Consider the following 11,918-nt stretch of genomic DNA (forward strand, 5'->3'; position numbering starts at 1 on the left):
CACCCGCATCGAGAGAGGTTCCCGCGCGCATGATCGCAGTGTCCGGCTTCGACCTCTCGATCGGCCCCCGCACGCTGATGAGCGATGTCTCCTTCCGCATCTCCGCCGGCGACAAGATCGGCCTCGTGGGCCGCAACGGTGCGGGCAAGACCACCATGACGAAGGTGCTGGCCGGCATCAGCGACGACCGCGATGGCCACACCTTCGCCGGCACCATCGAGCGCAGCGGCGAGATCGGCTACCTGCCGCAGGATCCCCGCTCCGGCGACCCGAAGCAGACCGCGCGTCGCCGGATCCTCGATGCGCGCGGCCTGGGTGAGATCGTCGAAGGCATGCGGCTCGCGACCGAGCAGATGGGCGAGACGGGCACGGTCGCCGACGCGGCCATGCGCCGCTACGGGCAGCTGGAGGATCGCTTCCTCGCGCTCGGCGGCTACGCGGCCGAGGCCGAGGGTGCGGCGATCGCGTCGAACCTGCAGCTGCCGGACCGCATCCTGGACCAGCCGCTCGAGACGCTCTCCGGCGGCCAGCGCCGCCGCATCGAGCTCGCGCGCATCCTCTTCTCGGGCGCCGACACGATGCTGCTCGACGAGCCCACCAACCACCTCGACGCCGATTCGGTGGTGTGGCTGCGCGAGTTCCTGAAGGGCTACGCCGGCGGCCTGCTGATCATCAGCCACGACGTCCAGCTCGTCGAGGAGACGGTGAACCGCGTCTTCTACCTGGACGCGAACCGCCAGGTGATCGACATCTACAACATGTCGTGGAAGCTCTACCTGCGGCAGCGCGAGGCCGACGCCGAGCGGCGCAAGCGCGAGCGCGCGAACGTCGAGAAGCAGGCGTCGCAGCTCGAGCTGCAGGCCGCGAAGATGGGCGCGAAGGCCACCAAGGCCGTCGCCTCGAAGCAGATGGCCAAGCGTGCGGAGCGGATGCGCGCCGGCCTCGACGACGAGCGTGCCGTCGACAAGGTGGCGAAGCTGCGCTTCCCGAAGCCGGCGCCGGTGGGGAAGACCCCCGTCCTGGCTCGCGACCTGTCGAAGTCGTACGGCTCGCTCGAGATCTTCACGGCGGTCGATCTGGCCGTCGACCGCGGATCGCGCGTGGTGATCCTGGGCCTCAACGGCGCGGGGAAGACGACGCTGCTGCGCATCCTCGCGGGCGTCTCGGAGAGCGACACCGGTGAGATCGAGCGCGGTCACGGCCTGCGTGTGGGCTACTACGCGCAGGAGCACGAGACGCTCGACGTGGAGCGCTCGGTGCTGCAGAACATGCTGAGCGCGTCGCCCGACATCACCTCGACCGAGGCGCGCCGAGTGCTGGGATCGTTCCTGTTCACCGGCGACGACGCCGACAAGCCGGCGCGCGTGCTCTCCGGCGGCGAGAAGACGCGCCTGTCGCTCGCGATGCTCGTCGTCTCGAGCGCCAACCTGCTGCTGCTCGACGAGCCGACGAACAACCTCGACCCGGCCAGCCGCGAGGAGATCCTCGGCGCGCTCGGCGCCTACGAGGGAGCCGTCGTGCTGGTCAGCCACGACGAGGGCGCGGTCGAGGCGCTCGACCCCGAGCGCGTGCTGATCATGCCCGACGGCACCGAGGATCTCTGGAGCCCGGAGTACCTCGACCTCATCGGCCTGGCCTAGCCGCAGCGCCGACCAGCAGAGCACAGGAGGCAGCCGCGATGGAGGATCCCACCGGGTGGGTCGCAGTCGTCCGTGATGTCTTCTCGGGCGTCGGCATCCTCGCCTTCGCCATCTCCGGTGCGCTGCTCGCGGTGCAGAAGCGCATGGACTTCGTCGGCATGGCGGGTCTCGCAGTCGTCACCGCGACCGGCGGCGGCATGCTGCGCGACGTGCTGATCGGCGCGACGCCCGTCGCCGCGATGGTGGACTGGTGGATGCTCATGGTGGCGCTCGGTGGCGCGCTCACGGTCTGGGTGCTGCACCGGTGGATGGTGAAGCTGGACCGGCCGGTGCTGGTGTTCGACGCCATCGGCCTGGGGATCTTCGTCGTGGAGGGCGCCAGGAAGGCGCTCGAGTTCGGGGTCGGCCCGGTCGGCGCCGCGTTCGTCGGCATGCTCACCGGCATCGGCGGCGGCATCCTGCGCGACGCGCTCGCCAACGACATCCCCGCCGTGTTCCGGCGTGACTCGCGGCTCTACCTGCTGCCCGCGCTCGTGGGCTCCAGTGCGGCGTCGGCCGCCGTGGTGCTCGGGCTGGGGCAGTGGTACGTGCTCGCCATCATCGCCGCCGGTGTCAGCGCGCTGCGCATCGCGAGCGAGCTGCTGCACTGGCGCGTGCCCGCGCTCAAGACCGAGGCGATCACGGTCATCCGCGACTGAGCAGGCTCAGCGCAGGTCGAGGATGTCGTCCTCGATGTCGGCGTCGCTGCGCCGAGCGGGCTTGGGCCGCTCGATGGCCGACTGGCTGCGCAGCTCGTCGCGCATGCCCCACGCGACGGCCGCGAAGCCGCCGAGCGCGAACACGTACCACTGCAGCGAGTAGGACAGGTGCGGCCCCTCGTCGAGCACGGGCCTCGTGGCGACGGCGACGTCCGCCGGCGCCGCGCCGTCCTCCTCCACGAGCAGTCCGTAGGCCCCCGTGTACGTCGGCTGGCCGAGCGCCGCGGCGATGGACGGCAGGTCGACCGCGGCGATCTGGCCCTCCGGCGCCCCGCGGCCGGCGATCGTGCCCTCGTTCGGGCGGAGCCTCGCGACCACCGTCGTCGGCCCCGCGGGCGTCTCGGGCTCGGTCGCGGGCCGCTGAGTGTCGGCGGCCTGGTCGATCCAGCCGCGGTCGACGAGGAAGACGGTGCCGTCGACGGTCCGGAACGGTGTGATCACGTCGAAGCCGACCTGGCCCGCGCGCCAGCGGCCACGCAGGAGGAGCTGCTCGTCGAGCAGGTACTCGCCCTCGAGCAGCACCGGCGTCCACTGCTGCTCGAGCTCGAACGCGCCCGGCTCCGGCAGCACCGCTGCCACGGGCGCGGGCTGCCGGTCGTAGTTGGCCTCGAGCCGCTCGATCGCGCTGAGCGCCTCCGCACGGCGGTTCCACTGCCACACGCCCAGCAGCGAGCACGCGACCGCGAACACCACGGCCAGCGCGATGTAGCCGAGCCAGCGCGGCTCGCGCAGCAGGCGGAGCATCAGCGCACCCGCTCCACGGTCTCCCCGAAGCCGGTGACGGCGACGGGGAAGGCGCGCGAGCGCAGCCACCCGCTCAGCGTGTCGCGGTGCTCCGCGCACGCGGCCCAGGTCTTCACGCGGTCGTCGGCGTGGATGCGCGGGTTGCGCCAGTGGATCGCGTGCTGCGCCGGGGCGGTGCAGCCGGTCGACGAGCATGTCGCCGTCGCGCCTTCGCCCTCCAGCATCGAGAGCAGGCTCACCGCGGCGCGCTCCCTGCCGCCGGAGGCGCGGCGGACGGGCCCGGCGGGAGCGCGTTCGGCGCCTCGATGCCCTCCGGCTGCCGATGCGTCGACACGTTCGCGATCACGACGGCGAAGTAGGGGATGACGATCGCGAGGAACGCGGGGATGAGCTTCCACCATCCGGGCACGATGAAGAAGACACCCAGCGCGGCGACGCGCACGACCATCAGGTAGAAGTACAGGCGGAAGCGCCGCTGGCGGTCTTCGTCAGGGGACATCGGCAGGTCGGTGAGCGACCGAGAGTGCTCTCGCATGGCTCTGCAGAGTCTACGCCCGTGCCCTTTGCATCACCCCTGCAGACGTAGGCTTGCGGCATGACTCCTCGCACCGTGCTCGTCACCGGCGGCAACCGCGGCATCGGCCGCGCGATCGCCCAGGCCTTCCTCGACGCGGGGCATCGTGTCGCGATCACCTCGCGAGACGGCTCGGGGCCCGAGGGCGCGCTCGCCGTCGCCGCCGATGTCACCGACAGCGCATCGATCGACGCCGCGTTCACGCGAGTGGAGGCCGAACTCGGGCCGGTCGAGGTGGTCGTCGCCAACGCGGGGATCACGCGCGACACGCTGCTCATGCGCATGAGCGAGCAGGACTTCTCGGAGGTCGTGGACACGAACCTCACCGGCGCGTTCCGAGTGGCGCAGCGCGCCTCGAAGGGCATGCTGCGCGCCAAGTGGGGCCGGGTGGTGCTGATCTCCAGCGTCGTCGGTCTCTACGGCGGCCCCGGCCAGGTGAACTACTCGGCATCGAAGGCTGGGCTCGTGGGCATCGCCAGGTCGATCACGCGCGAGCTCGGCGCCCGCGGCATCACCGCCAATGTGGTGGCGCCCGGCTTCATCGAGACCGACATGACGGCCGAGCTCGACGACGCGACGCAGGCCGAGTACAAGAAGGCGATCCCCGCCGGCCGCTACGCGACCCCCGAGGAGGTCGCGAACGTCGTGCGATGGATCGCCGGTGACGAGGCCGCCTACATCTCCGGTGCCGTCATCCCGGTCGACGGCGGCCTCGGCATGGGTCACTGAGGCGCGCACCGCGCGTCGTCGATCGCTGCGGCCCGCACGGGATCGCCGCGCGGCCCTGAGCGGCACCTACCAGTGCAGCGCAGCGCCCGGCAGCAGCGGCAGGATCCGCTGGAAGTCGGGCACGTCGACCGTGTGGCTCGCCTGCTCGCGCACGAGCTGCTTGGCGCAGAAGGCCACGGACACGCCAGCTGCCCCCATCATCAGCAGGTCGTTCGCGCCATCGCCGATGGCGACCACGTGCTCGCGCGGCACGCCGAGGTTGAGCCGCAGCGCCTCGAGCGTGTCGCGCTTGGCGGCGCCGTCGATGACGGGACCGATCGAGCGGCCCGTGAGGCGCCCATCCGCCACCTCCAGCCGGTTCGCGCGCGCGTGATCGATGCCGAGCGAGGCCGCGAGCGGATCGAGCACCTCGTGGAAGCCGCCGGAGACCGCCGCGATCACGCCGCCGCGCTCATGCACCTCGGCGATGAGCTCCGGCACGCCCGGCGTCACCGTGACCTGGGCGCGCGCGTCATCGATCACCGAGACCGGGAGCCCTTCGAGGATCAGCAGCCGCTCGGCGAGCGACGCGGCGAAGTCGAGCTCGCCCCGCATGGCGCGCTCGGTGACGGCGGCGACGTGGCGCTCGGCGTCCGCACCGACGGCGCGCGCGAGCAGCTCGATCACCTCGTCGCGGATGAGCGTCGAATCGACGTCGGTGACGACGAGCAGTGTGGCTAGCGTCACTGGTCGAGCTGCATGCCCTTGGGCACGGTGACGATGCCGGAGTCGGAGATGGAGAAGCCGCGCGCGCGGTCGGCTGCCTGGTCGACGCCGATCTGCACGCCGGGTCCGATCCGCACGTCCTTGTCGATGATCGCGCGCCGCACGACCGCACCGGCGCCCACGTGCACGCCGTCGAACAGGATCGCATCCGACACCGTCGCGCCGGCATCGATGGTGCACCACGGCGCGACCACGCTGCGCACCACGGAGGCACCCTGCACGACCGAGCCCGCGCTGACGATCGCCTCGTTGACGTCGGCGGCGCGACCCCACGCGTCGCGCGTGAACTTCGCCGGCGGCGCGTTCACGATCTGCGTGAAGATCGGCCACTCGCGGTTGTAGAGGTTGAAGATCGGCAGCGCCGAGATGAGATCCATGTGCGCGTCGAAGAACGACTCGATCGTGCCCACGTCGCGCCAGTAGTACTTGTCGCGCTCGGTCGCACCCGGCACGGTGTTGTTCTTCAGGTCGTACATGGCGGCCTCGCCGCGCTCGACGAACCAGGGGATGATGTCGCCGCCCATGTCGTTGCCGGAGCCCTCGAGCTCGCTGTCGACGGTGACCGCCTCGACCAGCGCGTCGGCGTTGAAGACGTAGTTGCCCATCGAGGCCAGCACTTCTCCCGGCGCGACGACGAGCTCGGAGGCGTCGGCGGGCTTCTCGTGGAAGGCGCGGATGAAGCCGGGCTTGTCCTTGTCCTCCTCGATGACGCCGAACTGGTTGGCGAGCTCGATCGGCTGCCGGATGCCCGCGACCGTCGCGCGCGCGCCGGAGTCGATGTGCGCCTGGATCATGTCGCGGAAGTCCATGCGGTAGACGTGGTCGGCGCCGACCACGACGATGATGTCGGGCTTCTCGTCGACGACGAGGTTCAGCGACTGGAAGATCGCGTCGGCCGAGCCCTGGAACCAGCGCTTGCCGGTGCGCTGCTGCGCGGGCACCGACGTGACGTAGGAGTTGAGCATGTTCGACATCCGCCACACGCGGGCCACGTGCCGGTCGAGCGAGTGCGACTTGTACTGCGTCAGCACGACGATCTGGCGGAGATCGGAGTTGATGAGGTTCGAGATCGCGAAGTCGATCAGCCGATAGGCGCCGCCGAACGGCACGGCAGGCTTCGCTCGATCCGCGGTCAGCGGCATCAGCCGCTTGCCTTCGCCGCCTGCGAGCACGATCCCGAAGACCTTGTTTCCCATGGCGCCACCCTACGCGGCGGATGCTGATCGCGGGCAGAGTTCTCTCGAATCGCAACTCGCCCCGCCGCCGGGAGTGCACTGAAGTACGGTGAAGCCATGCGCGTCGATCTGCTCACCAAGGAATACCCGCCCGCTGTCTACGGGGGTGCCGGCGTCCACGTCGCCGAGCTCGTCAGGGCGCTGCGGCAGAGCACCGAGGTGCAGGTGCGCTGCTTCGGCCAGCCGCGGGACGAGGCCGACACCACGGCGTACGACGTGCCGGAGGCGCTCGCCGACGCGAACGGTGCGCTGCAGACGCTCGCGGTCGACCTGCAGATCGCCGACGCGGTGGAAGGCACCGACATCGTGCACTCGCACACCTGGTACGCGAACGAGGCCGGCAGGCTCGCGCAGGAGCTGCACGGTGTGCCGCACGTCGTCACGGCGCACTCGCTCGAGCCGCTGCGACCCTGGAAGGCAGAGCAGCTCGCCGGGGGCTATCGCATTTCGAGCGACATCGAGCGCCGCGCCTACGAGGCCGCCGACCGCGTGATCGCGGTCTCGAACGGCATGCGCGCCGACATCCTGCGCTCGTACCCGGCACTCGACCCGGAGCGCGTGGTCACCATCTACAACGGCATCGACCTCGAGGCATGGTCGCCGAACCACGACGCCGATCGCGCCCGCGAGCTGGGGCTCGACCCCGACCATCCGTCGATCGTGTTCGTCGGCCGCATCACGCGCCAGAAGGGCCTGCCGCACCTGCTGCGCGCCGCCCGCGAGCTGCCGGACGGCGTGCAGCTCATCCTGTGCGCCGGCGCACCCGACACGCCCGAGATCATGGCGGAGGTCAAGGCGCTCGTGCAGGAGCTGCAGCAGACCCGCGAGGGCGTGGTCTGGATCGACGAGTCACTGCCGCGCGAGGATCTGTGCGCGCTGCTCACCCACGCCACCACCTTCGTGTGCCCGAGCGTCTACGAGCCGCTCGGCATCGTCAACCTGGAAGCCATGGCCTGCGGCGCACCCGTGGTCGGCAGCGGCACGGGCGGCATCCCCGAGGTGATCGACGACGGCGTCACGGGCTTCGTCGTGCCGATCGATCAGGTGCAGGACGGCACCGGCACGCCCACCGATCCCGACCGCTACGAGGCCGACCTCGCCGACGCGCTCTCGCGCATGGTCGCCGACCCGGAGGCGGCGAAGCGCATGGGCGAAGCGGGTCGCGAGCGCGCTCGCACGCACTTCAACTGGGAGCAGATCGCCGAGCAGACCCGCGAGGTCTACGCGACGGTCATCGCCGAGCGCGCGCAGTAGCGGCCGCACCCCGCGCGCCACGCTGAGCTGCCAGCCGGGATCGGTAGGCTCGCGTGCATGGCCAGTGTCCTCGAGCTCACCGACGTCTCGTTCGTCAGGAACGGCAATCGCATCCTCGATTCGGTCTCCTGGACGGTCGACGAGACCGACCGCTGGGTGATCCTGGGGCCGAACGGCGCCGGCAAGTCGACGATCCTGCAGCTGGCTGCCGCGTCGACGCATCCGACCTCGGGCACCGTGGAGGTGCTGGGGGAGCGGATCGGCGCGGTCGACGTCTTCGAGCTGCGCACGCGCATCGGCCTCGCCGCCACGGGCCTGGCGCGGCGGATCCCGCCGCAGGAGCGCGTCGGCGACGTCGTGCTCACCGCCGCCTACGCCGTGACCGGCCGCTGGACGGAGCGCTACGAGTCGTTCGACCTCGAGCGCGCCGCCGAGGTGATGGACGCGTGGGATCTCACCGGGCTCTCCACCCGCAGCTTCGGCACCCTCTCCGACGGAGAGCGCAAGCGCGTGCAGATCGCGCGCGCCGTGATGACCGATCCCGAGCTCATGCTGCTCGACGAGCCGGCCGGCAGCCTCGACCTCGGGGCGCGCGAGTCGCTGCTGGAGTCGCTGGCCGACTACGCCTCGAGCGATCTCGCGCCGGCAATCGTGATGGTCACGCACCACGTCGAGGAGATCCCGCCGGGCTTCACGCACGCGATGCTGCTCGCTGACGGTGCGATCCAGGCGGCGGGCCCGCTCGCCGAGGTGCTCACCGATGAGCACCTGACCACCACATTCGGTGTGCCGCTGCACGTGCAGCACGAGGACGGTCGCTGGAGCGCCCGCGCCAAGCGCTAAGACTCGCAGACCTCCCGATTCAACTGATACACTCGTCTGTCGGCCCGCACGTTGGCCGTAGACTTTCCGCGCCGAGCGACCAAGGACATGCAATGAAGACCGAGACCCACCCCGACTACCAGTCGATCGTGTTCCGCGACCTCGCATCCGGCGAGACGTTCCTGACGCGCTCGACGCTGACGAGCGACAAGACGATCGAGCTGGATGGCGAGACCTACCCGGTCATCGACGTCGAGATCTCGTCGGCCTCGCACCCGTTCTACACGGGCAAGCAGCGCATCATGGACTCCGCCGGCCGCGTCGAGAAGTTCAAGAACCGCTACAAGGGCTTCGGCGGCTGATCACCGGATCCCACGAGGGCGTCGAGCTTCGGCTCGGCGCCCTTCGTCGTGCGCGCACCGCTCGCAGCGTGCCCTCGCACTAGCGCGTGTCAGGTTGTTGCAGTTCGTAGGCGCCAGAACAGCAACAACCTGACACGCACGCCTCGACGGCGGCAGGCGCGCAGGCGCGGCGCGGGTCAGGCGCGCAGCGGCCAGCCGCGGCCGGCGCTGAAGGCGGGGTCGGTGCGGCGGCGGAACTGCTCGAAGTCGGCAGCCTGCTCATCGGCCCAGGTGGCCGTCAGCTCGTGCAGGGAGATGGGATCGATGCGCAGCTCGGCGAACTTCGCGGCCATCGCCTGGGCCAGGCGACCGGCCGCGATGGCGTCGGCGCTCGCGTCATGCGCGTCGAGCAGCTCGACGCCGTAGGTGGCGGTCGCGACGGTCAGCGTGCGCTTGCCGCGCCGGAACCGGTCGAACCGGCGGTCGAGCACCATCGGGTCGATGACCGGCTTCATCTCCAGCGGCTCGTGCCCGTGGCGCCGGCACTCCGCGTCCAGCAGCGACACGTCGTACGCCGCGTTGAACGCGCAGACGGCGAGTCCCTGCGCGAGATACCCGGCCAGCACATCGCGGATCTCGCACACCGCGCCGAGCGCCGCGGCGCCTTCGGCGCGCGCACGCTCGGTCGTGATCCCGTGGACCGCGATCGATCCCTCGGGGATCTCGATGCCGGGATCGACGATCCAGGACCGCTCCTCGATGACCGCACCGGAGGCATCCAGCACGCCGACGTACGCCGTGACGATGCGCGCCTCGGCGGGGTCGACGCCGGTGGTCTCGAGGTCGAACACGACCAGCCGGTCGATCCAGCGGTCGGGCGCCGCTGGGCTCACCGCGAGGATCGGTCGGTGCATCTGGGTGTCGGTCATGCCGCCACGCTAGCCGCGGCCACCCACGGCCGCCGGTAGGCTCGGCGAGTGCCTGTGGAAGACGGATCCGTGGATCGCCGAGCGGTGGAATCGCCGTACCGGGCGCTGGTCGAGCAGCTGCCGCAGCGCCGGCGCGACGTCGCCGTCGCAGGGGCGCGCACCGCGGTGTTCGAGTACGGACCCGAGGACGCGCCGCCGATCGTCTTCGTGCACGGCTTCCGCGGCGACCATCACGGCCTCGAGCCGGTCGCTGCGCACCTGCCCGGCCTGCGCGTGATCGCACCCGATCTGCCGGGGTTCGGGGATTCGGATGCGCTGCCGCACGCCACCATCGACGCCTACGCGAGCTGGCTGCAGGCATTCGTCGCCGCGACAGCGCCCGGCGCCGTCGTGCTCGGCCACTCCTTCGGCTCGATCGTCGTCGCGCATGCGGCGGCGGCAGGCTTGGACGCCTCCCGGATCGTGCTCGTGAACCCGATCGCGACGCCGGCACTGGCAGGCACGAACAAGATCGGCTCGCTGCTCGCGCTCGGCTACTACCGAGCGGCGGCCGCACTGCCGGAGCGCGCGGGTCTCGCGCTGCTGGGCGCGCCGCCCATCGTGCGCGGCATGAGCGCCTTCATGGCGAAGACGCGCGAGCCCCAGCTGCTGCGCTGGATCCACGACCAGCACGACCGCTACTTCTCCCGCTACGCCTCACGACAGTCGGTGCTGGAGGCGTTCGACGCCTCCATCCGCCACACGGTCGGCGAGGTCGCCGCCCGTGTCACGCAGCCCGTGCAGCTCATCGCGGCGGACCGCGACGACATCACGCCGCTGTCGCACCAGCACCGGCTGCGCACCCGGTTCCCCGACGCGCGGCTGTCGGTGCTCACGGGCGTCGGCCATCTCGTGCACTACGAGCAGCCGCGCGAGGCCGCCCGCGTCATCCGGCGTTTCCTGGCAGAGCAGCGGTAGGCGCGTGCGCATCCTGTTCGACTGCCGCTACGTGCGGTTCCCGCGGCACGACGGCATCTCGCGCTTCTCCGCCGAGCTCGTCGCCGGCCTGTCGCGCGAGCACGAGGTCATGATGCTGCTCAGCGACGAGCGGCAGCGCACCATGCTGCCGGATCTGCCGTTCGTGCTCGGGCCGTCGCCGACCGGGCCGCTCGAGCCGCTGACCGCGTGGCGCCTGCGCGGCGTGCAGGCCGACATCGCCTACTCGCCGATGCAGACGATCGGCGCCACCGGCCGCGCCTGGCCGCTCGTGACGACCGTGCACGACCTCATCTACTACCGCCATCCGACGCCGCCGCATGACCTGCCGGCTGCGGTGCGGCTGCTGTGGCGGGCCTACCACCGCTCGTTCGCGCCGCAGCGGATGCTGCTGAACGCCGTCGACGGCGTCGTCACGATCTCGGAGACCACGCGCGGGCTCATCGAGCGACACCGCCTCACGCGCAAGCCGGTCGCCATCGTGCCGAACGCCGCCGTCGCGCTGGGGGAGCAGGTCGACCGCAGCGCGCCCGCCACGAAGCGCCTCGTCTACATGGGCTCGTTCATGCCGTACAAGGATGTCGAGACGCTCGTGCGCGCCGCCGCGCTGCTGCCCGGGCACGAGCTGCACCTCTGCAGCCGCGTCGACCCCGCCACCCGCGACCGGCTCCGAGCGCTCGCGCCGAGCGCTGCGATCGTCTTCCACGACGGGGTGGCCGACGACGAGTATGCCGAGCTGCTGCGCAGCGCCACCGCGCTCGTGCACGCCTCGCGCGACGAGGGCTTCGGCATCCCGCTGCTCGAGGCCATGACGCTCGGCGTGCCGGTCATCGTCGCCGACACGGCGATCTTCCGCGAGGTCGGCGGCGACGCCGCGGTCTACTTCCCGGTGGGCGATGCGGATGCGCTGGCACGCGCCGTGCGCGCCCTGCAAGGGGAGTGGGCGGAGCGATCGAGGGCGGCGCTCGAGCGGGCTGCCGCCTTCAGCTGGCGCGACTCCGCCGACCGCCTCGGCGCCTTCTTGGAGCAGATCGCGGCGGCTGCGCCCCGCCCGCGCCCGTAGGCCGAGGAGCCAGCGGCCGGAGGCCGGCGCCGTCACGAGACCGAAGCGCGGGGCGCACCGGTCCGACCTCGTGACGCGCGCGTGCTGCG

General features: G+C 71.3%; 14 protein-coding genes. 8 read left to right on the forward strand and 6 right to left on the reverse strand.

Annotated features, from left to right (window positions below):
- Nucleotides 1-29 precede the first annotated feature (29 nt).
- A complete protein-coding gene (locus tag ABG090_RS06600; RefSeq protein ID WP_347753609.1) occupies nucleotides 30-1,640 on the forward strand; it encodes an ABC-F family ATP-binding cassette domain-containing protein in 1,611 nt (536 codons plus the stop codon).
- A gap of 38 nt (nucleotides 1,641-1,678) precedes the next feature.
- Nucleotides 1,679-2,338 (forward strand): trimeric intracellular cation channel family protein, encoded by a 660-nt coding sequence (locus tag ABG090_RS06605; protein ID WP_347753611.1) that lies wholly within the window; start codon nucleotides 1,679-1,681, stop codon nucleotides 2,336-2,338.
- A 6-nt stretch (nucleotides 2,339-2,344) separates the two neighbouring features.
- On the opposite strand, the gene ABG090_RS06610 is transcribed toward ABG090_RS06605, so the two are convergent.
- The 3 genes from ABG090_RS06610 to ABG090_RS06620 are packed head-to-tail and all read right to left on the reverse strand — an operon-like array spanning nucleotide 2,345 to nucleotide 3,677.
- Complete coding sequence (locus ABG090_RS06610; RefSeq protein WP_347753612.1) at nucleotides 2,345-3,142, reverse strand: SURF1 family protein; 798 nt, start codon at nucleotides 3,140-3,142, stop codon at nucleotides 2,345-2,347.
- Complete coding sequence (locus ABG090_RS06615; protein WP_347753613.1) at nucleotides 3,142-3,381, reverse strand: hypothetical protein; 240 nt, start codon at nucleotides 3,379-3,381, stop codon at nucleotides 3,142-3,144. The genes ABG090_RS06610 and ABG090_RS06615 overlap by 1 nt, the downstream gene beginning before the upstream one ends.
- Nucleotides 3,378-3,677, reverse strand: coding sequence for a DUF3099 domain-containing protein (locus tag ABG090_RS06620; RefSeq protein ID WP_347753615.1), 300 nt, complete (start codon nucleotides 3,675-3,677; stop codon nucleotides 3,378-3,380). The genes ABG090_RS06615 and ABG090_RS06620 overlap by 4 nt, the downstream gene beginning before the upstream one ends.
- 60 nt (nucleotides 3,678-3,737) lie before the next feature.
- Here ABG090_RS06620 and fabG point away from each other — a divergent pair, with 60 nt between their 5' ends.
- Complete coding sequence (fabG, locus tag ABG090_RS06625; RefSeq protein ID WP_347753616.1) at nucleotides 3,738-4,445, forward strand: 3-oxoacyl-ACP reductase FabG; 708 nt, start codon at nucleotides 3,738-3,740, stop codon at nucleotides 4,443-4,445.
- Between the two features lie 66 nt (nucleotides 4,446-4,511).
- Here fabG and serB read toward each other — a convergent pair whose 3' ends face one another.
- Both serB and glgC read right to left on the reverse strand, forming a co-directional pair.
- Entirely contained in the window at nucleotides 4,512-5,171 is a 660-nt protein-coding gene (serB, locus tag ABG090_RS06630; RefSeq protein WP_347753617.1) for a phosphoserine phosphatase SerB, read from the reverse strand.
- Nucleotides 5,168-6,406 (reverse strand): glucose-1-phosphate adenylyltransferase, encoded by a 1,239-nt coding sequence (glgC, locus tag ABG090_RS06635; protein WP_347753618.1) that lies wholly within the window; start codon nucleotides 6,404-6,406, stop codon nucleotides 5,168-5,170. Before glgC ends, serB begins: the two co-directional genes overlap by 4 nt.
- A 96-nt stretch (nucleotides 6,407-6,502) precedes the next feature.
- Between glgC and glgA the strand changes: the two genes are divergently transcribed.
- The 3 genes from glgA to ABG090_RS06650 all read left to right on the forward strand — a co-directional run bounded on the left by glgA (nucleotide 6,503) and on the right by ABG090_RS06650 (nucleotide 8,883).
- Complete coding sequence (gene glgA / locus ABG090_RS06640; RefSeq protein ID WP_347753619.1) at nucleotides 6,503-7,699, forward strand: glycogen synthase; 1,197 nt, start codon at nucleotides 6,503-6,505, stop codon at nucleotides 7,697-7,699.
- A 57-nt stretch (nucleotides 7,700-7,756) separates the two neighbouring features.
- Nucleotides 7,757-8,542 carry an ABC transporter ATP-binding protein gene (locus ABG090_RS06645; RefSeq protein ID WP_347753621.1) on the forward strand — a complete coding sequence of 262 codons (786 nt, stop codon included), beginning with the start codon at nucleotides 7,757-7,759 and terminating at the stop codon, nucleotides 8,540-8,542.
- A 92-nt stretch (nucleotides 8,543-8,634) separates the two neighbouring features.
- Nucleotides 8,635-8,883, forward strand: coding sequence for a type B 50S ribosomal protein L31 (locus ABG090_RS06650; protein WP_347753622.1), 249 nt, complete (start codon nucleotides 8,635-8,637; stop codon nucleotides 8,881-8,883).
- Between the two features lie 176 nt (nucleotides 8,884-9,059).
- On the opposite strand, the gene ABG090_RS06655 is transcribed toward ABG090_RS06650, so the two are convergent.
- The gene (locus ABG090_RS06655; protein WP_347753623.1) at nucleotides 9,060-9,791 is read right to left on the reverse strand and encodes an exonuclease domain-containing protein; all 732 of its coding nucleotides are present in this window, start codon (nucleotides 9,789-9,791) and stop codon (nucleotides 9,060-9,062) included.
- A 48-nt stretch (nucleotides 9,792-9,839) separates the two neighbouring features.
- On the opposite strand from ABG090_RS06655, the gene ABG090_RS06660 reads away from it, so the two are divergent.
- Complete coding sequence (locus ABG090_RS06660) at nucleotides 9,840-10,748, forward strand: alpha/beta hydrolase (protein WP_347753624.1); 909 nt, start codon at nucleotides 9,840-9,842, stop codon at nucleotides 10,746-10,748.
- Nucleotides 10,749-10,752: 4 nt separating this feature from the next.
- Nucleotides 10,753-11,829 carry a glycosyltransferase family 1 protein gene (locus ABG090_RS06665; RefSeq protein ID WP_347753625.1) on the forward strand — a complete coding sequence of 359 codons (1,077 nt, stop codon included), beginning with the start codon at nucleotides 10,753-10,755 and terminating at the stop codon, nucleotides 11,827-11,829.
- Nucleotides 11,830-11,918: the final 89 nt, after the last annotated feature.

This window comes from Agrococcus sp. ProA11 (assembly GCF_039880525.1).
Classification (GTDB): Bacteria; Actinomycetota; Actinomycetes; order Actinomycetales; family Microbacteriaceae; genus Agrococcus; species Agrococcus chionoecetis.